The 25,696-nt window shown below is 34.0% G+C and carries 21 protein-coding genes and 3 tRNA genes; 13 read left to right on the top strand and 11 right to left on the bottom strand.

Annotated elements, in window-relative coordinates; genetic code table 11:
- Window positions 1-143 precede the first annotated feature (143 nt).
- Both ACFOUY_RS10605 and ACFOUY_RS10610 read right to left on the bottom strand, forming a co-directional pair.
- Window positions 144-1,661, bottom strand: coding sequence for an OmpP1/FadL family transporter (locus tag ACFOUY_RS10605; protein ID WP_378960538.1), 1,518 nt, complete (start codon window positions 1,659-1,661; stop codon window positions 144-146).
- A 26-nt stretch (window positions 1,662-1,687) separates the two neighbouring features.
- On the bottom strand, window positions 1,688-2,677 hold the full coding sequence (locus ACFOUY_RS10610) for a hypothetical protein (RefSeq protein WP_378960539.1): 990 nt from the start codon (window positions 2,675-2,677) through the stop codon (window positions 1,688-1,690).
- A 155-nt stretch (window positions 2,678-2,832) separates the two neighbouring features.
- Here ACFOUY_RS10610 and proS point away from each other — a divergent pair, with 155 nt between their 5' ends.
- The 5 genes from proS (at window position 2,833) to ACFOUY_RS10635 (ending at window position 8,361) form a co-directional block, all read left to right on the top strand.
- Complete coding sequence (proS, locus tag ACFOUY_RS10615; protein WP_378960540.1) at window positions 2,833-4,305, top strand: proline--tRNA ligase; 1,473 nt, start codon at window positions 2,833-2,835, stop codon at window positions 4,303-4,305.
- Window positions 4,306-4,407: 102 nt separating this feature from the next.
- The gene (locus ACFOUY_RS10620) at window positions 4,408-5,547 is read left to right on the top strand and encodes a cystathionine gamma-synthase (protein ID WP_378960541.1); all 1,140 of its coding nucleotides are present in this window, start codon (window positions 4,408-4,410) and stop codon (window positions 5,545-5,547) included.
- A 74-nt stretch (window positions 5,548-5,621) separates the two neighbouring features.
- Window positions 5,622-6,473 carry a TIGR02757 family protein gene (locus ACFOUY_RS10625; protein WP_378960542.1) on the top strand — a complete coding sequence of 284 codons (852 nt, stop codon included), beginning with the start codon at window positions 5,622-5,624 and terminating at the stop codon, window positions 6,471-6,473.
- 127 nt (window positions 6,474-6,600) lie between these two features.
- Complete coding sequence (locus tag ACFOUY_RS10630; RefSeq protein WP_378960543.1) at window positions 6,601-7,215, top strand: Crp/Fnr family transcriptional regulator; 615 nt, start codon at window positions 6,601-6,603, stop codon at window positions 7,213-7,215.
- A 498-nt stretch (window positions 7,216-7,713) separates the two neighbouring features.
- Window positions 7,714-8,361 carry a response regulator gene (locus ACFOUY_RS10635; RefSeq protein WP_378960544.1) on the top strand — a complete coding sequence of 216 codons (648 nt, stop codon included), beginning with the start codon at window positions 7,714-7,716 and terminating at the stop codon, window positions 8,359-8,361.
- A gap of 182 nt (window positions 8,362-8,543) precedes the next feature.
- Here the strand turns inward: ACFOUY_RS10635 and ACFOUY_RS10640 are convergent, their stop codons facing one another.
- Window positions 8,544-8,723, bottom strand: coding sequence for a hypothetical protein (locus ACFOUY_RS10640; protein WP_378960545.1), 180 nt, complete (start codon window positions 8,721-8,723; stop codon window positions 8,544-8,546).
- A 148-nt stretch (window positions 8,724-8,871) separates the two neighbouring features.
- On the opposite strand from ACFOUY_RS10640, the gene dinB reads away from it, so the two are divergent.
- The 4 genes from dinB to ACFOUY_RS10660 all read left to right on the top strand — a co-directional run bounded on the left by dinB (window position 8,872) and on the right by ACFOUY_RS10660 (window position 14,889).
- Window positions 8,872-10,170 carry a DNA polymerase IV gene (dinB, locus tag ACFOUY_RS10645; RefSeq protein WP_378960546.1) on the top strand — a complete coding sequence of 433 codons (1,299 nt, stop codon included), beginning with the start codon at window positions 8,872-8,874 and terminating at the stop codon, window positions 10,168-10,170.
- A 4-nt stretch (window positions 10,171-10,174) separates the two neighbouring features.
- On the top strand, window positions 10,175-13,186 hold the full coding sequence (gene dnaE, locus ACFOUY_RS10650; protein WP_378960547.1) for a DNA polymerase III subunit alpha: 3,012 nt from the start codon (window positions 10,175-10,177) through the stop codon (window positions 13,184-13,186).
- Between the two features lie 85 nt (window positions 13,187-13,271).
- A complete protein-coding gene (locus tag ACFOUY_RS10655; protein ID WP_378960548.1) occupies window positions 13,272-14,393 on the top strand; it encodes a Fic family protein in 1,122 nt (373 codons plus the stop codon).
- Window positions 14,380-14,889 (top strand): YdeI/OmpD-associated family protein, encoded by a 510-nt coding sequence (locus ACFOUY_RS10660; RefSeq protein ID WP_378960549.1) that lies wholly within the window; start codon window positions 14,380-14,382, stop codon window positions 14,887-14,889. Before ACFOUY_RS10655 ends, ACFOUY_RS10660 begins: the two co-directional genes overlap by 14 nt.
- On the opposite strand, the gene ACFOUY_RS10665 is transcribed toward ACFOUY_RS10660, so the two are convergent.
- The 8 genes from ACFOUY_RS10665 to ACFOUY_RS10700 all read right to left on the bottom strand — a co-directional run bounded on the left by ACFOUY_RS10665 (window position 14,890) and on the right by ACFOUY_RS10700 (window position 22,822).
- On the bottom strand, window positions 14,890-15,618 hold the full coding sequence (locus tag ACFOUY_RS10665) for a polyprenol monophosphomannose synthase (protein WP_378960550.1): 729 nt from the start codon (window positions 15,616-15,618) through the stop codon (window positions 14,890-14,892).
- Window positions 15,619-15,746: 128 nt separating this feature from the next.
- A complete protein-coding gene (locus ACFOUY_RS10670; protein ID WP_378960552.1) occupies window positions 15,747-17,228 on the bottom strand; it encodes a peptide MFS transporter in 1,482 nt (493 codons plus the stop codon).
- Between the two features lie 66 nt (window positions 17,229-17,294).
- Window positions 17,295-18,878: a peptide MFS transporter gene (locus ACFOUY_RS10675; protein WP_378960553.1), complete on the bottom strand. Its 1,584-nt coding sequence runs from the start codon at window positions 18,876-18,878 to the stop codon at window positions 17,295-17,297.
- A gap of 152 nt (window positions 18,879-19,030) precedes the next feature.
- The gene (locus ACFOUY_RS10680) at window positions 19,031-19,924 is read right to left on the bottom strand and encodes a hypothetical protein (protein ID WP_378960554.1); all 894 of its coding nucleotides are present in this window, start codon (window positions 19,922-19,924) and stop codon (window positions 19,031-19,033) included.
- Window positions 19,925-19,935: 11 nt separating this feature from the next.
- Complete coding sequence (locus tag ACFOUY_RS10685; RefSeq protein ID WP_378960555.1) at window positions 19,936-21,111, bottom strand: acetyl-CoA C-acyltransferase; 1,176 nt, start codon at window positions 21,109-21,111, stop codon at window positions 19,936-19,938.
- A 162-nt stretch (window positions 21,112-21,273) separates the two neighbouring features.
- On the bottom strand, window positions 21,274-21,441 hold the full coding sequence (locus ACFOUY_RS10690) for an Arc family DNA binding domain-containing protein (protein WP_378960556.1): 168 nt from the start codon (window positions 21,439-21,441) through the stop codon (window positions 21,274-21,276).
- Window positions 21,442-21,443: 2 nt separating this feature from the next.
- Window positions 21,444-21,965: a hypothetical protein gene (locus tag ACFOUY_RS10695; RefSeq protein WP_378960557.1), complete on the bottom strand. Its 522-nt coding sequence runs from the start codon at window positions 21,963-21,965 to the stop codon at window positions 21,444-21,446.
- Entirely contained in the window at window positions 21,965-22,822 is an 858-nt protein-coding gene (locus tag ACFOUY_RS10700; RefSeq protein ID WP_378960559.1) for an SPFH domain-containing protein, read from the bottom strand. Before ACFOUY_RS10700 ends, ACFOUY_RS10695 begins: the two co-directional genes overlap by 1 nt.
- 190 nt (window positions 22,823-23,012) lie before the next feature.
- Here ACFOUY_RS10700 and ACFOUY_RS10705 point away from each other — a divergent pair, with 190 nt between their 5' ends.
- From ACFOUY_RS10705 to ACFOUY_RS10720, 4 genes are all read left to right on the top strand, one after another.
- Entirely contained in the window at window positions 23,013-25,019 is a 2,007-nt protein-coding gene (locus ACFOUY_RS10705; protein WP_378960561.1) for an HD family phosphohydrolase, read from the top strand.
- 79 nt (window positions 25,020-25,098) lie between these two features.
- Window positions 25,099-25,185 (top strand) — tRNA-Ser (locus ACFOUY_RS10710).
- Between the two features lie 93 nt (window positions 25,186-25,278).
- Window positions 25,279-25,352: transfer RNA gene (locus tag ACFOUY_RS10715), tRNA-Pro, on the top strand.
- 58 nt (window positions 25,353-25,410) lie between these two features.
- Window positions 25,411-25,484: transfer RNA gene (locus ACFOUY_RS10720), tRNA-Pro, on the top strand.
- The last annotated feature ends 212 nt before the right edge of the window (window positions 25,485-25,696 follow it).

The following is a 25,696-nucleotide window of genomic DNA, read 5'->3' on the forward strand; positions in this document are numbered from 1 at the left end:
AATATCAAATGACATAAAAAAAATAAAGCGGATGAAGAGTTCAGAACTCATTCATCCGCTTTGCAAAAACAAACTATTTTAAGTCCACTTTTTCAGTGCCCTCATAAAACACCAGGAGTTTTTCGTTATTAAAAATACTCTTTTTAAAATCTAACGCCAAAAGTTAAAAATACGTTATCTGCACTGTTTTTTAAATTAGCTGTCGGACCAGCGCCAGTAAAACTATAATCAGGATAATCTGAAGATATTGTATATGGTGAGTTTGTAGAATCCCATTTTGTATGTCTGTAAGTCACATCCAAAGAATAATTATCAAAACGATAACCTAAACCACCACTATATGATTGTGTGGTAAAATCTAAGTTTTTATATGGAGAACCAGAGTACGAATACCCACCTCTAACCATAAATTGATCTACAACTTTTAGTTCTAAACCAGCTCTATAGTTAAAGTTTCCTTTGTAAAGTGCTGCAATATCTCGGTTAGTGTTGGTTTCTTCTGTTGCAAAATTTGATGAAAAATGAATACTGCTGTAATCAACATATTCTACATCGGCAGTAATTAAACCACTGTTTCCTAAAATATATGCAGCTCCACCACTAACTTTATAAGGCGTTCTTAAACTGTATTCGGAGTTATAACTTGATAATGGATTGGTGTATTCAGGGATAGTTGTACCATCTGCTCTTTTAAATTTGGTATTTAAATTTTCAGAAAAGTTATCGGTTAAGCTATACCACGTTGGTGTTGTGAAATTTAATCCTAATCTCAATTCATTAACTGGCTTATAGATTAAACCTAGCTTAGCATTAATACCATTACCTTTTGTTTGTTGAATAGAATTGTATCCAAAACTGTAGGTTCCATTTACAAAAACTGGGTCTTGATCAGTATAAGTTAAATTATTTCCGTTTTCGGTGTAAGCTAAATCAGAAGTATAGTTAACATTGGTTAAGCCTAAAGATACACCCAAATATAGTTTATTGCCATAATTACCAGCCATTCCAATATTTACTTCAGATTGAGAACCTGAACGAGTTATGATGTTTTGCTGATTATTATTTAAAGCAGTAGTAGGGAAATAGCCGCTAGGATCGTATTCGATAAGAAAATTACTATAAGCCATGTCTTCTAATGAACCGACAGTTAAGTTAGCTGGTGCTGTATTAGCAGCAATATCTGCAAAATAATCGGCCATCGAACTTTTTGCATTTTTCCCTCCGTAAGTAATACTTTGGTTAAAATTATTTGTTTTATTATAACCTATGCCGAAGTTTACGCTAACCCAACCATTGTTTAGATCTGAACCTTTAGTCTTATTAACAGGCGAATAGAATACGGCGCCAACTTGGTTTATCCCAGCTTTACTTTTACTTGTTGATAGGTTATTCCCTAAATATTCAGAACCAACCTTAAAGTTGTTGAATTCAGGAGTAAAAGTGAATTCTGATTTTGTAAAAAAACCTAACCCCGCAGGATTACCAGATAGAGAACTAATATCTCCTCCTAATGCAGTTTGGGCGCCGCCTAAACCTTTAAATCGAGCTGTTGCACCCTGTTCTGGTTGAGAGAAACGTAGCGCATCACTTGTGTACTGGGCATATAAAGAATTGCTGGCAAGAACTATCCCTGCCACAATAAAAATTGATCTGAGTTTCATTTTATAGAATGTGTGTATGTGCTAAATTATCTTCCTCCGCCTCTGGTTGGTCTTCCACCGCCACCTCCGCCGCCGCTCGAACTACCGCCGCCGCTACTTCCTGATGATTGAGCAGGAGGGCTGTAACTTCCGCGATCTGGTCTGCTTGATGGCTGAACCTGTTGTGTTTGAGGTTGTGGTCTGTAACTGTCATCACGAGATGGTCTTGAACTTACACGTCCTTGGCCATTATTTACCGATGAACCATTACTTCCGTTCGACCATCTTTCTGGTCTACCAGAATTATTTGTTGAAACTGAAGGTCTGCCATAATTGCCACTTATAGGCGCATTTCTGGAACCCGTGCTTCCGTAAGAACCACGGTTGTCGCTTTCTCTGTTTGGTCTTGGTCTGTTATTTCTGTTGGTATAAGCACCTCCAAAGCCGCCACCGTAGTAGCCACCTCCATATCCGAAACCTCCGCCATAATATCCGCCGCCCCAACCGAAACGGTCGTAATAAGAGTTAAAGCCCCAACCAGAATACCATGGGTTATATCCGAAGTAACCAAAATTATAAGGATTATTCCAAATGCTTCCGTAACCAAATCCGCCACCCCAGCCAAATCCACCACCGAATCCGCTGTTCCAGCCTAAACCATAACCACTATTCCAGCCACCAACACCATAACCCAAAAAGTTAGTATTGCCATAGCTGTTTCCATAGTAATAGTTATCGTAGTAAGGGTCGTAATATCCTCTAAAACTGTAACCATTAGAAAAACGACTTATTCTTGAAGAGTAGTCCATATCATAATATGGGTTGCTCGTTCCATAATATTCGTCATATTCCTGGTCATTTTGCGAATATTGTTGTTGCTGTGGTGCGGGAGCACGATATTCTACTTCCCTGGCCTTAGCCGTTGTATTGTAAACATCATCACTGGCATTAGTTTGAGCCAATTTTGATGTCGAGCATGAAGCAACCAACCCGGCAGCTGCTATCATTACGATGGGTAGAAATTTAATTGGTTTCATTGTGTTTATATTTAGTTGTGTGTGTCAAAATTTGTAATAATTATCAATTTGAATGTAATCACTTTAGTCGATAATCGTTTTGTAGGCATAAATTTATAAATTTGTGGCTTAATTTCACATTATTTAACATACAATTTACGTTCCAAATACATAACATGAGCAAAGAAATTACAAGCAGGGCAGCAGATTATTCACAATGGTATAACGATATCGTATTAAAGGCCGATTTAGCAGAGCATTCTGCTGTACGTGGTTGTATGGTTATTAAGCCGAATGGCTATGCTATTTGGGAAAAAATGCAGGCTGTTTTAGACAAAATGTTTAAAGATACAGGTCATCAAAATGCCTATTTTCCTTTGTTCATTCCTAAGTCATTTTTTTCTAAAGAAGCATCTCACGTAGAAGGCTTTGCAACAGAATGCGCCGTTGTAACACATTATCGTTTAAAGAATGATGGTAATGGAAATATTGTTGTAGATGAAACTGCAAAATTAGAAGAAGAGTTAATTGTTCGCCCAACTTCTGAAACCATCATTTGGAACACCTATAGAGGCTGGATTCAGTCTTATCGCGATTTACCTATTTTAATTAACCAATGGGCGAATGTTGTACGTTGGGAAATGCGTACCCGTTTATTTTTACGTACTGCTGAGTTTTTATGGCAAGAAGGGCATACTGCTCATGCAACATCGCAAGAGGCGATTGAAGAAACAGAACGTATGCTTCATATTTATGCAGATTTTGCCGAAAACTGGTTAGCAGTTCCGGTTATTCGTGGTAGAAAAACAGCTAACGAACGTTTCGCTGGTGCTTTAGATACTTATTGTATTGAAGCTTTAATGCAAGATGGTAAAGCATTGCAAGCCGGAACCTCACACTTTTTAGGGCAAAATTTTGCTAAGGCTTTTGATGTTAAATTCACTGGGAAAGATGGTAAATTAGACCACGTTTGGGCTTCATCTTGGGGCGTATCTACTCGTTTAATGGGCGCTTTAATTATGGCACATAGCGACGATTCTGGTTTAATTATCCCACCAAAACTAGCACCAATACAAGTTGTTATTGTTCCGATTTATAAAGGTGATGAAGATTTAGCTAAAATTACAGCTTATGTTAATGAGTTAACAATGAGGCTTAAAGGCTTAGGCGTTTCATTTAAATATGATGATAGAGATACGCAACGCCCAGGGTTTAAATTTGCAGATTACGAATTAAAAGGTGTGCCAATCCGTATCGCTATCGGCGGCCGCGATTTAGAAAATAAAACAGTAGAAATTGCTCGTAGAGATACAAAATTAAAGCAAACAGTTCTGCAAGAAGGATTGGATATTTACATCATTAAATTGTTAGAAGATATTCAAACCAGTATGTATAATAAAGCTTTAGCTTACAGAGATGAACATATCACTGAAGCAAATAGTTATGAGGAATTTAAAACCTTGCTTGATGAAAAAGCAGGTTTCATTTCTGCCCATTGGGATGGAACCCCTGAAACAGAGCAAAAAATTAAAGAAGAAACCAAAGCAACCATTCGTTGTATTCCTTTAGATAATAAATTAGAAGATGGTATCTGCATTTATTCCGGTAAACCATCAACGCAAAGGGTGTTGTTTGCAAGGGCTTACTAACGTGATACTATAAATGAAATATTAATGTAAAAAGGTCGAGTTAAGATGATGTACTAAAAATCTTATATCGATACTTGATACTCACATCTCGATACTATTAAAATGAAATTCGCAACAAAAGCTATACATGCAGGTCAGGAACCTGATCCAACAACTGGTGCAGTAATGACACCAATATATCAAACCTCTACTTACTGGCAAAAATCGCCCGGAGATAATAAAGGCTATGAATATTCAAGAGGAACAAACCCAACTCGTAAGGCTTTAGAAGATTGTCTTGCAGCTTTAGAAAATGCAAAATATGGTTTAGCCTTTTCAAGTGGAATGGGGGCTACTGATGCAGTTTTAAAATTATTACAACCTGGCGATGAAGTAATTACTGGAAATGATTTATACGGTGGTTCTTATCGGATCTTTACAAAGATTTTTTCAAAATACGGCATCAAATTCCACTTTTTAGATTTATCAAAACCAGAGAATATGTTGCCTTATATCAATGATAAAACTAAATTGGTTTGGATTGAGACACCAACAAATCCAACTATGCAGGTTATTGATATTGAGGGTGTTGCTAAAATTACTAAAGAGAAAAATCTAATTTTAACGGTTGATAATACTTTCGCATCCCCATATTTACAAAACCCAATTGATTTAGGTGCTGATATAGTAATGCATTCGGTTACTAAATATATTGGCGGCCACTCAGATGTTGTAATGGGTGCATTAGTTACAAGCGATGAGCAACTATATAAAGACCTTTGGTTTATTTATAATGCTTGTGGAGCAACTCCCGGACCTCAAGATTCTTTCTTGGTTTTAAGGGGGATTAAAACATTGCATCTTCGTATGAAAGCGCATTGCGAAAACGGAGAAAAAATTGCTCAGTATTTAAAAACTCATCCAAAGGTTGATAAAATTTATTGGCCAGGTTTTGAGGATCACCCTAATCATGATATTGCTAAAAAGCAAATGCGTGGTTTTGGTGGTATGATTTCGATTACTTTGAAAGGTGCAGATTTGCAAGAAACTTTCAGAGTTTCTTCGAACTTTAAAGTTTTTACTTTAGCAGAATCTTTGGGTGGCGTAGAATCATTAATTAATCATCCCGCTACAATGACACACGGGTCTATCCCTAAAGAAGAACGTGAAAAAGTAGGTGTTACTGATAATTTATTACGTTTAAGTGTTGGTGTTGAAGATATAGACGATCTACTCGAAGATTTAGAGAACGCATTAAAATAAAATATTAATTTTCCTTAATCCGACGATTAAATGGTTATTGCTATTCAATCGTCGGATTTATTTTTTAAAAACAAATGGATTTTTTAGATCTTAAAAATTTTCTTGATGCTAAAGTTGAGCAATATAATAAGCCCGATTTTATTGAGAATGATCCAATTTGCATTCCACATTTATTTAACCAAAAACAAGATATCGAAATTGCAGGCTTTTTTGCTGCTGTTTTAGCCTGGGGACAACGTAAAACAATCATAAATAAATGTAAAGAACTTTTAAATCGTATGGATAATGTACCCTACGATTTTGTTTTAAACCACACGGATGAAGATTTAAAAAAGCTCTTAAACTTTAAACATAGAACATTTAACGATACTGATTTACTGTATTTCATTTCCTTTTTTAAATTTCATTACACCCATCACGATAGTTTAGAAAAAGCTTTTATACCTAGCGAAAATGTTTTTTTAGATGATTACTATGAAGCCGCCCCAGTCGTTAATACAATAGTTAATTCTTCTGATGTCTGTTTCCAATCACAAACAAACTTCAATATCGAACAAGCTTTAAACCATTTTAGAAGATATTTTTTCTCTCTCGAAGATTTCCCACATCGTACAAAAAAACACATTTCATCTCCTCAGCAAAAATCTACTTGTAAGCGTTTAAATATGTTTTTACGCTGGATGGTTAGGTTTGATAATAAGAGTGTAGATTTTGGTATATGGAATATTTTAAAACCAGCTCATTTAATTTGCCCATGCGATGTACACGTAGATAGGGTAGGGCGTTTACTGGGCTTAATTAACCGCAAGCAAACAGACTGGCTTACCGCTATAGAATTAACTAAAAATTTAAGGGCTTTTGATAGTGGTGATCCTGTGAAATATGATTTTGCACTTTTTGGATTAGGTGTAGAGAAAATACTATAAAAAAAGTTCTTTTACACTGTATTTAAAGCAAAATAACTTCTTTTTTTAAATCTATCTTGCTATACTTACATGTAAATATGTTTAACCAAACAAAATCTTCCGGCACTACTTTACCTTTAAAAAAAATATGCTTGCAGTTAATTTATCAGAAGAAGATAAGTGGAAAAAATATAATAATTTTTCTCCCATAATTTCAGTTTTTAAGCAATTTCATCCACTTAATAGTGATATTGAACAGCATATCAATCTGCATACCTTTCCTGTAAGTTTTAAAAAAAATAAATTTCTTATCTCTCCTATAGATCGTAATTTGTATCTTTTCTTAATTATTAAGGGAGTTGTTAGAGGGTATATTAAAGATGGTAAAACCGAAATTACAACATGGATAGCCAAAGAAAATGAAATTGTTGGTACCATTCGTAATTTATGGCTTCATGGAGATTCAGAAGAATATCTTCAGGCAATCGAAGATGTTGAATTGATTGCTATTCCACACGTACTTTCTGATTATTTATATGATAATTTTCCAGAAGCAAATATTGTAGGGCGTAAAATGATGGAATTGTATTATAGATCTGCAGAAGAACGAGCTTACTTATGCCGTATATCTTCTGCCGAAAAGAGATATAAAAGATTTTTAGTTTCTTTTCCCAATTTAATAAATAGAGTATCTTTGAAATACATCGCATCTTTTCTTGCAGTAAGGCTCGAAACCTTAAGCCGTATTCGTGCTAAAATGTAATTGCTAAATAACATTTTCTCTTTTGCAATGAGATAATATTCACTAAAGATGTCTGGTTTTTTAAGCTTGATATTATAATGATGTACTGTTTAACTTTGAGAAGCTTTTTGTGCAAAATCTCATTAAAAATTGTTAGGTATAAAAGAAAGGTAAATGAAAATAAACACGTTTTTTAGTTGTTTTAAATTAAAGTTTAATAAACTAATTTTGATTCTTTACAGAAGTTAAGATTTTTTGTTGGATGTTTAAAAATAGCTTAATGTTATTTTTATTTTTAAATACCTGTATTTCAGATGCTTGTTTTTGGTTTGATGACAAATGTCAATTACATTTTGAATATTCTAAATATTAAAAATGTAATTTATTTTAAACATATTTAATTATATATGTACATTTACGAATACAAACTGAAGAAACTAAAAAGTCCAATTGCGAAATTGAAAACTACTGTGTCGTAATGAACTAATTATTGCCAAATTCATCCTCAATATCCAAACAATGAAAGCAAAAAATACCGTAAGTACTTTTTCTGTGCTTATTGCCGATGATCATGAGATCATTCGCCGAGGTTTAAAAAATCTCATTTCTGATTACTGGGCTGGTGTTCAGATTCTTAACGCCTCTACTATGGAGCAGGCTTTAATTGAAGTCGCAAAATCGCCAAGCTTAATTATTATAGATGTAAATCTACCTGGAGGTAATAATTTAAAGGTAATCGATCAAATTAAACTTGTGCAGCCTAACGCTAAAATTTTAGTGTTTTCATCTCTTAATGAAAATATTTATGCTGTTCCATATTTAAAATCAGGTGCATCTGGCTATTTAACCAAGAATGCAGAAGAATCTGAAATCGTTACTGCAATTACTACAATACTGGCAGGAAGCAGATATTCAAGCAGAAATGTGAAAGAGAATATGTTCAATAGTATTTTAGGTAACGATGCAGATAATCCTTTTACCAAGTTATCTGGCAGAGAGTTAGAAGTTGCAGAATTACTAACTAAAGGTATTGGTGTTTTAGAAATTTCGAATCAGTTAAAATTACAAATGGGTACTGTAAGTACTTATAAATTAAGACTTTTTCAAAAACTTAAAATAAAAAGTATAATTGAGTTAGCTGAAAAAATGAGTATTTACGAAAAATAGGATTTGCTTTTTAAAGAAATAAAAAAAGAGACTGCATCATAGTGAAGTGTACCTAAAAGGTTAGACACTATTTGGGTAGCACTTCATAAACCATGTTCAGTCTCTTTTTTCTTAAAGCCCAATCAGTTGAAGGACATTTTTGATATCTGTTTTTTACAGCGCAATTTAAGTTAGCTCCTATCTTATTGCTTTTTATTTTTATTCGTGGTGCCAACACTTTCTTCGCCAGATTCATTTGGTGTAGTGCCAGCCTGACCGTATTTATCTGATGCGCCTTTTCCATTTTGGTCAAAACTAGCTTTTTCCTTAGCTGTTCCTGACTTCTTCGAATTTTCTTCGATCTTAGAATGTTTATTTTCCATAATTTATTTTTACCTATAAAACAGTATAAGCAAATAAAAAGTTTTTTTAATAAAACTAAAAATGTTAGTATTTTGTTAGTAATATAATTTTAATTAAAATTAATAACTAATTATTTTAGTATAAATTTGTTTTTTAATTGTTTAGGTTATGCAAAAGGATAAACAAATTATTCACATGGATCAGGATGCTTTTTTTGTGTCTGTAGAATTAAGAAAAAATCCTAAACTTATTGGAAAACCTGTTATTGTAGGTGGGAATTCTGATAGGGGTGTAGTTACTTCTTGTAGTTACGAGGCTCGTAAATTTGGCATTCATGCAGCAATGCCAGGTAGAACAGCTAAATTACTATGTCCGGAAGCAATTTTTTTAAAAGGAAATATAGATGAATATTCAAAAGCATCACATGAGATTACTGAAATTATAGCACAACGGGTACCTTTATTTGAAAAGGCAAGTATTGATGAACACTATATCGATATGACGGGTATGGATAGGTTTTTTGGCTGTATGAAGTTTGCTTCGGAATTAAGGCAAACAATTATTAGAGAAATGAAACTACCTATTTCCTTTGGATTATCTGTTAATAAAACTGTTGCCAAAGTAGTTACGAATGAGTGTAAACCCAATGGTGAACGAGAAATTCCATTTCCAGAGGTTCGGCCATTTTTAAATCCGTTATCTGTACACAAAATTCCGGGTATAGGGCAGGTTACCTACCGGAAGCTAAGCGAAATGGGGGTTCGGAAAATTGAAACCCTTGCCGAAATTCCGCAAGAATTAATGTTTAAAATTTTGGGAGAACATGGCTTAAGCCTTTGGCAAAAGGCTCATGGAATAGATCTTTCTCCCGTTGTTCCTTACCGCGAAAGAAAATCAATTGGTACACAAACTACCTTTGAAAATGATAGCATGGATATTAATAAAATGAAAGCTATACTAACGGGTATGGTTACTAATTTAACCTTCGAATTGAGGAGCCAGGAAAAGCTTACCGCATGTATTACAGTTACAATCCGTTATGCAAATTTCGAAACGGTAACGCAACAAGCCCGAATCCCTTACACCGCATTAGATTCTTTTCTGATTACTAAAGCGCATGATTTGTTTAAAAAATTATATAGTAAAAGGATGTTATTGAGATTGATTGGGGTTAAACTTTCTCATTTGGTAAGTGGCTTTGAACAAATCGGTTTGTATCATACCTCAGAAGTAGAGTATGGTTTATATCAGGCAATGGATAAAGTTAGACAGAGTTATGGTGTAGAATCGGTTGTTAAAGCTTGTATTGTAAATAAACCGCAAAAAGACGATAACGGAAAAGTTATCAAGTACAATCCAAGAAAAAAACAAGTAGAGGGAAATAAAGAAGAAGAACGGAAAAAATCCAGAATAAGAACATTTATAAATTCTGATGTTTCATCTGTAAACAAACCAACCGACAGCTAGCAATATGTTTCTGAATGTGCATTCATCATATAGTTTAAAATATGGTACAATGGATATTTCAACCATTATAGCGCAAGCACGTGCTTTAAACATTCATCAATTGGTGCTAACAGATATTAATAACTCTACCGGAGCTACAGAGTTTATTCGGGAATGCACAAAACAAGGTATTTTTAAAGAAGCAGATGATGTGCAAAAAGGTAATATTCCCTACCAGTTGAAACCCGTTACGGGTATAGAATTTAGAAAAGATGAAAAACTACTTTATTTAGGTATTGCGAGGAACAAGGAAGGAATGCGGGAACTGAACGAGTTTTTGAGTTATCATAACATTCAAAATATTCCATTGCCTGATGATGCTCCGAATTTCAAAAATGTATTTATAATTTATCCTTTCTCTAAAGGTTTTAATAAAACATTAGCTTCTTATGAATTTGTGGGTATTCGAAATAAGCAACTAAACCATCTTTATAAACACCCGCTACTTCAGCAAAAGGATAAATTAGTTGTTTTGCATCCAGTTACCATTACCGATAAAATTACGTATAGATTGCATGAATACTTACGGGCAATTGACTTGAATACACTTTTAAGCAAAGTGCCAGATGAGTTTAAATGTTCGAGAGATGAATTTTTCGTTTCAGAAGATGATTTGAAAAAGTATTTTGATGATTATCCGTTTATTTTAAATAATACACAAAAATTAATAAACGATTGCGATTTGTCAGCATATTTTGAGCCTGTAATTCAATCTAAAAATAGATTTGCTTATACAAGAGAAGGAGCAGATTTCGACAAAGTTTTGTTAAGACGAATAGCTTATAAGGGGTTAGAATATCGATATGGAAAAAATAACCCAGTTGCATTAGAGCGATTAGAAAAAGAGTTACGGATAATCGAATTCAAAAAATACTGTGCTTACTTTTTAATTACCTTCGATATTGTTCGGTATGCAATGGGTAAATGTAAATTTTACCATGTTGGGCGTGGTTCTGGTGCAAATAGTATTGTGGCTTATTGTTTACGCATAACAGATGTAGATCCCATCGACCTCGATTTGTATTTCGAACGTTTTTTGCACGAGAAAAGAACAAGTCCGCCTGATTTTGATATTGATTTTGCATGGGATGAACGCGAAACCATTCAGAAATATATTTTTAAAAAATATCCGTTAGGGCATGTTGCGTTTTTAGGAACCATGAGTACTTTTAAAGACAGGGCAATTATTCGCGAAATTGGAAAGGTTTTGGGTTTAGCAAAAGATGAAATCGATAGCTTCAGCGATCCTACCAGAGAATGGTTGAATTTACAGAACCTGACTTATAAAAAAATAAAACTTGTGCACAGTATGATGAGGGAAATGCCAAATCAACGTTCAATTCATGCTGGCGGAATTTTAATTTCCGAAGAACCCATAACTTATTATACAGCTTTAGATTTACCTCCAAAAGGGTATCCAACGGTGCAGTGGGATATGTACGAAGCCGAATTAATTGGTTATGAAAAGTTCGATATTTTAAGCCAGAGAGGTATTGGGCATATTCGCGAGGCTGTTCAGCTAATCGAAAAAAATAAAGGAGATGTTGTTGATATACATGATTTTAAAACTTTTAAAGACGATCCAAAATTAAATGAAATTTTAAAAGAAGGACAACCAATAGGCTGTTTTTATATCGAATCGCCAGCAATGCGACAGCTACTTAAAAAGCTTAAATGTGATAACTATTTAACTTTAGTTGCTGCAAGCTCAATTATTAGGCCTGGGGTTGCTAGTTCTGGAATGATGAAAGCCTTTATCGAACGTTATCATGCACCCGATAAGGTTGTGTACTTATGTGAGGAGATGAAAGAGCAACTTAAGGAAACCTATGGTGTTATGGTTTACCAGGAAGACGTGATTAAGGTTTGTCATTATTTTGCAGGTTTAGACCTTGCAGATTCAGATATTTTACGCAAAGCGATGAGTGGAAAATATCGTTCAAAACTGGCTTTTGATGAACTGGTTAACAAATTTTTTATATCAGCAAGAGCGCAGGGGCATTCTGAAGAACTTATCCAAGAAGTTTGGCGACAAATTTCTTCTTTTGCAGGTTATAGTTTTTCTAAAGCACATTCTGCTTCATTTGCTGTAGAAAGTTACCAAAGTTTATTTCTTAAAACCTATTACCCTAAAGAGTTTATGGTTGCTGTATTAAACAATTATGGGGGCTTTTATACTAGATGGGTTTATGTTCATGAACTTCAAAAAACGGGGGCTAAAGTCCATTTACCTTGCGTAAATAAAAGTGATGATGTGGTAAATATAAAGGATAATGATGCTTATTTGGGTTTTATTGGTGTACAAGGTTTAGAAAATAAGTTTATCGAAATTATTCCTGCCGAACGAAGAAAAAATGGCGACTATTTAGATTTGGAGCAGTTTGTAAAACGTACTCAAATTACTTTAGAACAGTGTATTTTGTTAATCAGGCTATGTGCTTTAAGATTTACCGGAAAAGATAAAAAAACTTTATTATGGGATATTTATACCTATTTGGGGCATAAAAAAAAGAAACTGAATCATGCCGAATTATTTAATTCAGAACATAAATCTTACAGCTTACCGGAATTAGAAAACTCGCAAATCGAAGATGCTTATAATGAGTTGGAACTTTTAGGATATCCCTTAAATTTTAACATGTTCGACTTTTTGAAAACAAATTATCGTGGCGATGTAATGGCTGCCGATTTGCATAATCATGTTGGTAAAACAGTAAAGATGGTTGGTAATTATGTTTGCGAAAAAACGGTTCATACAATTAAAAATACTAAAATGTGGTTTGGTACTTTTTTAGATGCAAACGGCGATTTTTTTGATACCACACACTTCCCAAACACTACGCCGATGTATCCTTTTAAAGGGAAAGGATGTTATCTTATTTTAGGGAAGGTTGTTGAGGATTTCAATTTTCCGAGCATAGAGGTTTTAAAATTTGCGAAGTTGGATATATATATGAATCCTGTAGCTGTTGATTAATAAAAAGTAATCATGAGCCGAATAGCAATTTATTCGGCTCATGATTTAGCTATTTTATGAGCCAAATAAATCGTATATTCGGCTCATGCAATATAATTGGGAACAATCGGATTGGCCAAATTTTAAGTTTTCTATTAAAAGAATTGAAGATAAGCTTTATGATTTTGCTCAGCAAACCGGAGAAGTAAATGCTTTATTAAAAGCATTGCCCAAAGATATTAGACAAGAAACTTTACTGGAGATGATTCTATCTGAAGCAATAAAAACATCAGCAATAGAAGGCGAATTTTTGAGTAGGGAAGATGTAATGTCATCCATCAAAAATAATTTAGGATTAAACAAAACGCCCGAAATAATTAGCGATAGGAGAGCGTCGGGTGTTGCTGATCTAATGATAGATGTTAGAAATGGTTTTGAGAAGCAATTAGATGAGGAAACTTTGTACCGATGGCATAAACTCTTATTAGGAGAAAGTAATCATATTAATACTGGCGTTTGGAGAAAAAGTGATGAACCGATGAGGATTGTTTCTGGAAATTTAAGCAACGAAGAAGTTCATTTTGAAGCGCCTCCTTCATCTAAAGTTCCTAAAGAAATGAAAAATTTTGTTCTTTGGTTTAATGAAAGTATGCCTAATGGTTCGCAAGAAATTAAGGATCCAGTAATTAGAGCAGGAATTGCTCATTTATATTTTGAAAGTATTCATCCTTTTGAAGATGGAAATGGACGTATTGGTAGAGCGATTGCAGAAAAAGCTTTATCCCAAACTTTAGGGCGTCCTGTAATGCTCAGCCTTTCAGGAGTGATAGGTAAAAATAAGAATGCTTATTATAAGGCTTTAAAGAATGCTCAAAAAAATAATGAGGTATCTAGCTGGATCGAATACTTTGTAGAAACCGCATTAAATGCTCAAATTAATGCAAAACTGGCAATAGATTTTACACTGGATAAAATTAAAACATTTGATTATTTTAAAGATAAGCTAAACGAGAGACAAAAGAAGGCATTGCATAAAATGTATAGTTTTGGTTCGGATGGCTTTAAAGGTGGAATGACTGCGAAGAAATATATCTCTATTAATAAAATTTCAAAAGCAACTGCTACGAGAGATTTACAAGAGTTGGAGCAATTGGGTATTTTAATTTCTAAAGGTGGCGGTAGGAGTATACATTATATTTTAAAAAATAATATTGATGATTCACTTTAATGCTGAAATAGAACAGTTCGAACAAATGGGTGAAAAAACTGGCTGGAGTTATGTTTTTATCCCTGCTTCATTAGCTAATCAAATTAAAGCCAACTGTAAAACAAGTTTTAGGATAAAAGGTAAGATTGATAATGTTGAAATTAATGGCATGGCAACTGTTCCGATGGGAGAAGGCGATTTTATTATTGCGTTAAAAAGAGAGCTACGTAAAAAACTAAAAAAGGAAGCTGGTAATTCTGTAAAACTTTACCTGGAAGAAGATAAAGATTTTAAAATTGATATGCCTGAAGATTTAGAAATATGTTTGTTTCAAGAAGAAGGACTGATTGAACAATTTTTATCAATGCCCAAATCACATCAAAATTATTTTATCAATTGGTTAAATACGGCTAAAACAGAACCTACACGTACGAAAAGATTGGTAATGATTGTAAATGCAATGTACAAAAAACAAGATTTTGGTTTGATGATTAGAGAAAATAAGATAAATAAGTGATTATCTTGGATAGCTTCTAAACCAGCTATTAACTTTCATTTGAATAACACCTAGAAAAGCCTCTCTAAAAATCTTAGTACTCATTTTTGATGTGCCTTCCGTTCTATCTGTAAAAATGATTGGAACTTCTACAACATTAAAACCATATTTTATTGCTGTAAACTTCATCTCAATTTGAAAAGCATAACCCACAAATTTAATTTTGTTTAAAGGAATCGTTTCTAAAACAATTTTGCGATAGCATTTAAAGCCAGCGGTAGCATCCTGAATATTAATCCGGGTAATTAACCTAACATACATAGAAGCAAAGTAAGACATTAAAACTCTACCCATTGGCCAGTTTACCACATTTACACCTTTAACATAACGAGAACCAACAGCTACATCAGCTCCGTTAACGCAGGCTTCCCGTAAACGAACCAAATCGTCGGGATTGTGCGAGAAATCAGCATCCATTTCGAAGATGTAAGGATAGTTTTTCTGTAATGCCCAGTTAAATCCATAAATATAAGCTGTTCCTAAACCTTGTTTACCCGAACGTTCCTGAATAAATAAATGACCAGAATATTCTGCCTGTAAAGATTTTACAATATCAGCAGTGCCATCAGGAGAACCATCATCAATAATCAAAACATGAAAAGGTTGGGTTAAAGAAAATACCTTTCGGATAATTTTTTCAATATTTTCCTTCTCGTTATACGTAGGTATGATGACTAAACTATCGGACACGTTGTATTGTAAATTTAATTTGTTTGTGCTCTTCGCATTTCGCTAAGAAAGGCACGAAAGTAAATATTTAAAGTGAAAAAATCCGTATCAATACTATTGAAACGGGTTAAATTCTGTTAAAATGATGCTTACCTTACTTCTGCCATTAATTTTTTAATCAATTGTGAGAATATAATTAGAACTAATCCTGCAATTAATGAATATAAAGCAAGCGATTTGTAACCTTCTGTGTAAGCAATTAATTTGGTAGGTAAGGTTGCATTGTCTATACTCGACATTTCTGCACCTAATTTTCCTGCAGCTAATTGGCCGAATGCGCTGAATAAAAACCACAAGCCCATCATCATGCCGAACATTTTCTTTGGAGAAAGTTTAGTGATTATCGACATGCCAATTGGTCCGATGCATAATTCACCCAGTGTAAGCAATAAATAAGCAAAAGTGAAAACATTTAGAGAACTAATACCTTGCACATTAGCAAAAAATCTGGTTGCATAAAAAACATAAAAACTTGCTGCTAATAAAATAAAACCTAAACCAAACTTCACTACGGTGTTTGGCTCTAGTTTACGTTTATATAAGCCCAGCCATAAAATCCCTATAATTGGGCTAAATACAATAACAAAAAACGAGTTTACACTATTGTTAACAACATTAGGGTCAATGTTTAAGAAAAGAATTTTGTGGTCTAAATTGTCCTTTGCAAACAATGATAGCGAGCCACCGCTTTGCTCGGAAATAGCCATAAATATGAAATAGCAAAAAATGAAAACAAAAGCGGCCAGCAGTTTATATTGAGCTTTTTTATCTTTTATTTTTAAGGTTTCGAATAAGAAGTAAATTAGGGCAACTACACCAATTGTGTACATGAAATAATCGGTATATGCTGTGTTTCTAACCATTATAAAAATTAATGGAATGCATAGTAAAGAACCGATATATGTAGCTATTTCATAAATTTTTTGTTTTGTTTCTGGTAAATGTAAAAGAGGAGAAATTCCAATTGGTCCTAGATGTTTCTTAGTGAAAATGAAAGTTCCTAAGCCAAAGATCATAACTAAAGCAGCAGATAAAAAACATAAATGCCAGTTGTAATATTTCCCCAAATATATGCACAATGCGCCACCTAATAATCCGCCAACATTAATTCCGGCGTAGAATAAGCCATATCCAGCATCCCTTCTGTTATCTTTTTCATGATATAATTCACCAACCATTGATGAAATATTCGGTTTGAAGAAGCCTGTACCGATAATAGATAACGTAATTCCGATGTAAAATAAATCGTGTGGAGAAAATGCAAGGATAAGATTTCCGATAATCATTAAAGAACCACCCCAGAAAAGTGATTTTCTGAAGCCCAAAATCTTATCGGCAAATATCCCTCCAATAAAGGTAAAAGCGTAAACAAAAGCTTGAATTGCACCGTATTGCAAGTTAGATTTTTGGTCACTTAAACCAAGCTGATCTACCATGAAAAAAGCTAATACGCCACGCATTCCATAAAAGCAGAAACGTTCCCACATTTCTACTAAAGATAAATACCAAAGTTGTTTAGGGTATTTTCCTTCGAAATTTTGAATATCTTCTATTGTCTGTGCCTGATTCATGTAATTTTGTTTAAAATTCAAAAGCCCGAATTTCGGGCTTTTGAATCATATATTTTGTATGAAATATTAATGAACGCCGTTCATCCATTTTTTAAGAATTGGATTTATTGCAAACATAATTAATCCAGCTATAATTGGTATAAAAGTAAAAATTAAAAAGAACGTAGATATAGAATATTCTGAACTGATTTTATCAATTAATCCACCGGTTGTACCAGCAAGCCAGTTTCCAATAGCGGTACAGGTAAACCAAAATCCGAACATTAACCCAACTAATTTAGCTGGTGCTAATTTACTTACATAAGATAAACCTACAGGAGAAACACAAAGTTCGCCTACGGTATGGAAGAAATAGGCAAAAATTAACCAGAACATGCTTACTTGTGCAGTTGATGCACCTCTTGCAATGTCCATTCCGCCGTAAGCTAATCCGGCAAAGCCAATACCTACGAAAACTAATCCCATTCCGAATTTTACGGGTCCACCTGGATTAAATTTGGTTTCCCATAACTTAGAGAAAAAAGGAGCTAAGGTTACGATGAAAAATGAATTTAATATACCAAACCAAGAAGCCGGAACTTCTGTAGTTAATGAGCTGAATTCTTTTTGGACTTTCCAAATTGCTAATCCCCAGATTATTACAAAACTAAGTGCTGTAAAGAAAATTGTTATAGGATATTTTTTAGCGATTTTAAATGCTAAGGTTAATAAAACAACCGTTACTGCTACCAAGGGGAAAATTGTTAGTATGCCATCAACCCACTTAAAAGTTGTGCCTGCAGTTCCGGTTAAATTTCGTAGTGTATAATCTTTTGCAAAGATTGTCATTGAGCCACCTGCCTGTTCGAAAACCATCCAAAAGAAAATTGTGAATATCGATAATATGGCTACAACCCAAAGGCGTTGGCTTATCACTTTTGGAGGTAAAACTTCCTCTGTAGGATCTACAACTTTTTCTGTTTTATTTACCGCTGCGCCTAAAACACCAAATATTTTTTGTCCGAAATAAAACTGAAGCATTCCAAAAAACATAAATATTCCGGCTAAACCAAATCCGTAATGCCACCCAACTTTCTCGCCAACATATCCACACATTAACATTCCTAAAAAGGCGCCACAATTAATTCCCATGTAAAAAATTGTGTATGCAGCATCTTTTTTATCGCTTGTTGGTGGGTAAAGTTTACCAACAATAGAAGAGATATTTGGTTTAAATAATCCGTTACCAGTAATTAGAAAAAATAACCCTAAGTAAAAAAGATTTGTACTAACGCCTTCTAAAGCCATTGTTGCATGACCTAAAGTCATAATTAATCCACCTAAAATAACAGCTTTTCTATATCCTGTTATTCTATCGGCAATTAAACCACCTATAATTGGTGTAAAATAGGCCAAACCTGTGTACCAGGCGTATAATTGTAAAGCTTCTGGTCTTGTCCAGCTCCAGCCACCTTTACTTGCTTCACTTACCAAGAAAAGAACCAATAAAGATCGCATTCCGTAGTAACTAAATCTTTCCCACATTTCTGTAAAAAACAATACAAATAATCCAACCGGATGATTTATAAGTTTTTTTGTTTCTACGCCATTACTTTCCAAATGCGCATCAAGTGCTCGATCTTCGGCCAGGGCAACAGTTTCTAACGCCATGTTTAAAATTTAATGAATATTAAGTTTAGTTTATCAAAATTTATAATCGGATTTGTTCTTAATCCACCAATAAAATAAGGCGCAATATAGTAACGAGGAGGCATTCAAACAAATTTTTAACTCATATACAAATCAATGAAGTAGTTACCCCTTTAGAATTTACGAATTGGTTTAACGTTTTTGGTTGGATCTGCATAAAGTGCATCACTACTGTTAGCTTCATTTTTTAGTACAACGTTTTCTTGAAGTTTCAATTTTCCTCCAATTATTTTAAAAGCATCTGTATCTCCATCCGAACCATAGAATTGAAATTTACCAACCATTTCCGGGTCGAAAGGAGAGAGGTGGTCAAAAACGATAAGTCCAGCATTTTTATCTGTTTTTAAAACCATTGCGTTCTGTTTATTATACTCAAAAATTATTCGATTTTTGCCCTTAAGCTCTTTGCCATCAAATACTGGCATTCCAAAATTTGCATTATCCTTGTCGAAAGAAAGAATTTCGATAACTTTTTTAGTTGTTTCTAAAGTATTTCCTTTCCAACCTAGCAAAACATAATAAGGTAATCTAGCAGACGATACCACTGGGATAATTTCGTAATATCTGGCTCCAAACCACTTTTGGTTAGTTGTAATAATATTGGGGTCTGCAATGTTATCGGTTTGGTCTATCAACGGAAATAACTTCAAACCACTTTTGTTATTCATTTGGATGGCACCATAATAACGATAAGTTCCATTTTCTAGTTGCACATACCAAGAAAGTGTTCTAAAAAGCTGGTCGGGAGATTTAATTACTGAAACTGTTTTTAAAGAGTCGAAAGGATAACTGAAAGAATTCGGCTCTTTAAGCGCTTCAACTAGTTTTTTAACAAATTTTCCATTCTCAGAAAGCTTTGCTTCATCGCTTTGTGCGTTGTAAACCGTGTTTGATATTTTATTTAAACTATCTTGAAAAACATCAAGTTTATTTGTTGTTTGTTGAGCCTGTAGTTTAAAGCCGAATAGGCCAATAGAAATTACTAAATAAAGTTTGATGTTTTTCATTGAAGATATTTTTATAATTTTTCAATAACTAGAGCGCTTGCGCCTCCACCTCCGTTACAAATGCCTGCAACGCCGATTTTACCATCATTTTGTTTTAGCACAGATAAAAGTGTAACAACAATTCTTGCACCAGATGCACCAAGTGGATGACCTAAAGAAACGGCTCCTCCATTCACATTTACCTGTTTATCATCAAGATTTAATATTTGATTATTTGCAATAGAAACTACTGAAAAAGCTTCGTTAATTTCAAAGAAATCTACATTTTTAATGTCAATATTGGCTTTTTGCAAAGCTAAAGGAATCGCTTTTGATGGCGCTGTGGTAAACCATTCTGGTGCCTGTTGAGCATCTGCAAAACCTAAAATTTTTGCTAAAGGTTTAATTCCTAACGTTTTTGCACGTTCTGCACTCATTAAAACCAAAGCTGCTCCACCATCATTTAATGTTGAAGCATTAGCAGCCGTAACCGTTCCGTCTTTTTTAAATACTGGCTTTAATCCAGGTATTTTTTCAAATTTAACAGCAGTTGGTTCATCATCAGTATCTATTATGGTAATTTCACCTTTTCTATCTTTAAATTCAATGGCAATAATTTCACTTGCAAATTTGCCAGATGTTTGTGCTGCTTGTGCTCTTTTGTAAGATTCAATTGCAAAATTATCCTGTTCCTCGCGACTAATATTACAATCTGTAGCACAAAGTTCTGCAGCTGAGCCCATGTGGTAATCGTTGTAAACATCCCATAGTCCATCTTTTACTAAACCATCCGTTACCTGACCATGACCTAAACGATAACCATTCCTGGCTTTATCTAGGTAATAAGGTACATTGCTCATACTTTCCATACCACCTGCAACTATAATGTCGTTATCGCCATTGGCAATACTTTGTGTTGCAAGCATGATTGCTTTGGTGCCAGATGCACACACTTTATTAATTGTAGTAGCGGGTAAATCTGGCAAGCCTGCAAATTTGGCTGCTTGTGTAGCAGGTGCCTGACCTAAATTAGCCGAAAGCACATTGCCCATATAAACTTCCTGAATTTGTTCTGGTTTTAAGCCTGCTCGTTCTACGGCGGCTTTAATAGCAAATCCACCCAATTGGGTAGCAGAAAACTGAGCTAATGAACCGCCAAAACTTCCAATAGCTGTTCTTACAGCCGAAACAATTACAACTTCTCTCATGTAAACTAAATTTTATGAATTTTTGGTTAGGCCGCTAAGTTATACATTTTTTAATATTGGATAAACGCTGTAAAATCTATTTTAGCTTATACGGCGGTTAAATGTTGTAAATCAGTATTTAAAGCAAAAGAGCATAGGTTTGTATATCTATGCTCTTTTAAATTATTCTTCCTTCGATTTGGTTTTTTTTCTGGATTTGATTGCTTGATTTAGCAAAAATTCAATTTGTCCATTCGTACTTCTAAAATCATCGGATGCCCAAATTTCAACCTCTTTTAGTAACGTTGGACTTATTCTTAATACAAAAGCTTTTTTATCTTTCTCAGCCATTCTTATTGTATTGCTTGTATTTTAAATCTTGTTTTAAGATTAATCAGAAATAACTCTAATTCATCCCTATTGTTTGAACTGAAGAGTATTCGCCTTCCATTTTTGAATTCCAATTGCAAACCTTTATTGCCATCATTTAATATGTAAGCTTTATCTCTAAACTTAAACCATAATCGATAGCGAATACCCCAACCGCCATAATCTCCTAAAGCATCATATTTATTTATGTAAACCTTATCTAAACTGTTCCAGTTGTAAAGCTTAAAACTTCTGGTAAATGGAAAGTATTTATACGATACGCCATTTTCATTAATTTTTAAGGTTAAAATGTTTTTCTGAATGGCATAAATAACTGAAAATGGAAGTAGCACAGCCCAGATTGGGGCGAAATAAACATTTTTTAAATCTTGCAGATTCATCCCACCTTTATCGAAGAGCACTATACAAAGTACAATTACTGCATCAATACCTATTAAAATATATAACCACCAAAGTTTTAACCTTTGTTTCTCTATAAATTCCATTAATTATAAAGCGTACCAGTGTTTACAACAGGTTGAACATGTCTATCCCCACACAAAACCACTAACAGATTGCTAACCATTGCCGCTTTACGTTCCTCATCTAATTCTACAATTCCTTTTTGCGATAATTTCTCTAGAGCCATTTCTACCATACCTACTGCACCTTCTACAATTAGCTTTCTTGCAGCAATAACAGCGGTAGCTTGCTGGCGTTGTAACATTGCGCTCGCAATTTCTGGTGCATAAGCCAAGTGCGATATTCTGGCTTCTAAAACTTCAATTCCAGCTCTTGATAAACGTTCATTCAATTCATTCTCCAAAAGTTCGCTAACTTTTTCTGCACCATCTTTCAAAGTGATGCTTGTTTCTTCACCCTCAGCATGGTCATAAGGGAAAATATTAGCTAAATGCCTTACAGCGGCCTCACTTTGTATGTTCACATATTGCATATAGTTTTCTACTGAAAATATAGCTTTTGCAGTTTCATTAACTTTCCAAACTACCACTGCAGCTATTTCAATCGGATTTCCGAGTTTATCGTTAACCTTTAATTGTTGCCCATTTAAGTTATTTGCCCTCAAAGAAACCTTTCTTTTACTTGTTAGAGGATTTACCCAAAAGAAACCGTCTGTTTTAACAGTTCCAACATATTTGCCAAATAAGGTTAATACTTTCGATTCGTTGGGGTTGTTAATAATTAAACCTGGTAGTACAAGAAAAAAATTGAAAGCTAATAAGCAGCCTCCCCAGATAAAGCTTTCTGTAACAAAACAAAAAACAGCGGCACCTAATAGTGCTAAAAATAATGCGAATGTTAAATAACCCGATGGTGGGTTAATGATTTTTTCCTGATACATAATTGATATTAATTTGATATCATAAAGTAAAATATAAAAAATGGTAATTGCAAACAAAAACCTTAAAATGTATATTAGATAAAAATGTTATTTTTGACAGCAATATATTTATATCGTTTTGGCCAAAATCAAGAAAAATTCACATAAAATCTTTTATCGTAAGTACTCATCAAATTTGAAATATTTGATGATGATGTTTACGGTATTCGTTATTACACTTTTTTTACCTAAGCAACCTCGTTTCAGGTATGAGTTTGAAAAAGGAAAGGTTTGGATGAACAAGGATTTAATTTCTCCTTTTCCATTCGCAATTTTAAAAACCAATCCTCAGGTTAGTACGGATAAGAAAGACGCACTTCGTGATGTTTTACCAGTTTATCAAATTGATAAAGATTTAACTAATGATGCGCTAGAAGGTTTTCTGAATGAATTTGATATCAAATGGCGTTCTGGTCAGCTTGATGATAAAGATAAAGCCATTTATAAAAGCAGTTCTTCCAAACTGTTACAATATATTTATCAAAAAGGTATAATCGGTTTAAATGTTAAGTATCAAACTTCGGGTAAAAATTATGATTTTGCCTTGTTGGAGAACAATATTTCAACACAAAAGAATACTCAGGATATTTTTACTGCAGAAACTGCGCTTCAATATTTTAAGGCAAATTTTAAGGCGCCAAATCAGGTTATGCAAGATTTGGTAAACAACCTTGCTGAAGATCATATTACACCAAACATCATTTTTAATGAGAGATTAACAGAAGTTATTAGAGAAAACACGGTAAGTAATGTATCAACCACTAAAGGTATGGTACAAAAAGGTGAACTTATTGTTGCTAAAAACGATGTTATTGATGATGAAATTTATCAAAAGCTCGAATCTTATAAAGCAACTTACGATGCTCAAACCAAAACTATAGGAAGTCGAACTTTGGTTTATTTAGGACAAGTAGTTTTAGTAGCGTTTATAATTTCGATATTAATGTCTTTCTTGTTTCTTTTCCGTAGAGATATTTTTTCTGATAATCGGCAGTTGTCTTTGATCTTAATCGTAACCACCGGAATGCTTCTTGCGCTCACTTGGGCGCTGAAAATGAATATTGCCAGCTTATATTATATACCTTTTTGCGTTGTTCCTATAATAATCAGAATCCTGTTTGATACACGATTAGCACTTTACTTACACATGTTGGTTATATTGATTGCAGGCTTTTTTGTGGCAAATAGCTTCGAATTTGTTTTTTATCAGGTTACTGCAGGCATGGTCGCGATTTTTAGTATCAAAAACTTTGTGAAGCGAGAAAGGTTCTTGGTTTCAGCTCTTTTTATACTTTCAGCATATTTTGTATCTTTCATAGGGATAGCTTTGCTTCGCGAAGGGTCTTTTAGAGAAATTCAGTGGATTAATTTTGTGCCATTTATTTTCAGTGTTTTACTATCTCTTCTAGCTTATCCTTTAATTTATATTTTTGAAAGAGTATTTGGAATAACATCGGATGTTGCACTAATCGAACTTACCAATACAAACAATAAATTACTTAGAGAGCTAGCATTTAAGGCTCCAGGAACTTTTCAGCACTCCTTACAGGTTGCTAATTTAGCTGAGGCTGCTATTTTTAAAATCGGAGGTAATTCTGTATTGGTTAGAGCCGGAGCATTGTATCACGATATTGGAAAAGTAGATAATCCGCAATATTTTATAGAGAATCAAAATACAGCAGTAAGTCCACATGATAAGCTTCCGTACGAGCAAAGTGCACAGATAATTATTCAACATGTTCATAAGGGAATAGAAATTTTAAGGAAAAATCAAATACCAGAAGCAATAATTGATTTTATTCGTACACATCACGGAAATACACGTGTCGATTATTTTTATCAGTCATTTCTTAAAAATTCACCAGAAAAATTTGTTGATGAAAACATTTTTAGATACCCAGGTCCAATACCTTTTAGTAAAGAAACTGGTGTATTAATGTTGGCAGATTCGGTAGAAGCTGCCTCTAGAAGTCTGAAAAATCCCGATGCTCAGAACATAAATGACATAGTCGAAAGGATAATTAACTATAAATTGGAGCAAAATCAATTAGATAATTGCGATTTAACATTAAAAGATATTGAGACTATCAAATTGATATTCAAGACGATGTTAATGAGTATCTATCATGTTCGAATAGATTATCAACAAATTTTGTAATTTTTTTTTGTGGAATAGGTTGTTTTACTATATTTGCAGACCTCAAAACAACGTCGGTAGGGCGAAATTTTAAGGAATAGGAGAGGTGCCTGAGTGGCCGAAAGGAACAGTTTGCTAAACTGTCGTACTGGTAACGGTACCGCGGGTTCGAATCCCGCCCTCTCCGCAAGAAAAATAAAATTGCAAAAATAAATGGAATTATCATTTTAAAACCTTTACTTTGCAGCCCTTAGAAATAAGAAAAAGAAGATACCAAGTTCGGGATGTAGCGTAGCCCGGTATCGCGCCTGCTTTGGGAGCAGGAGGTCGTAGGTTCGAATCCTGCCATCCCGACAAAAAAAGTTCAAATCCACTTTTAAAAAAGGATTTAAAAAAAGGTGATACCTTAGTTCGGGATGTAGCGTAGCCCGGTATCGCGCCTGCTTTGGGAGCAGGAGGTCGTAGGTTCGAATCCTGCCATCCCGACAAAGACAGATACAAATTGTATCAAAAACCCTCTAAATGTTTCATTTAGGGGGTTTCGTTTTTTTATTGGGTGAAGTTTGGGGCAAAGAATGGATCAAGCAAAAAAGGGATCAAGCAAAAAAGTTGGGGAGTTGAGAAGTTTATTTAATTTTGTACAACATTATTATTTTGGACACTTCAATACTATCTTTAATACTACCTGAAGGGTTAAC

The sequence above is a fragment of the Pedobacter jamesrossensis genome, from assembly GCF_042650905.1.
GTDB classification, from domain to species: domain Bacteria; phylum Bacteroidota; class Bacteroidia; order Sphingobacteriales; family Sphingobacteriaceae; genus Pedobacter; species Pedobacter jamesrossensis.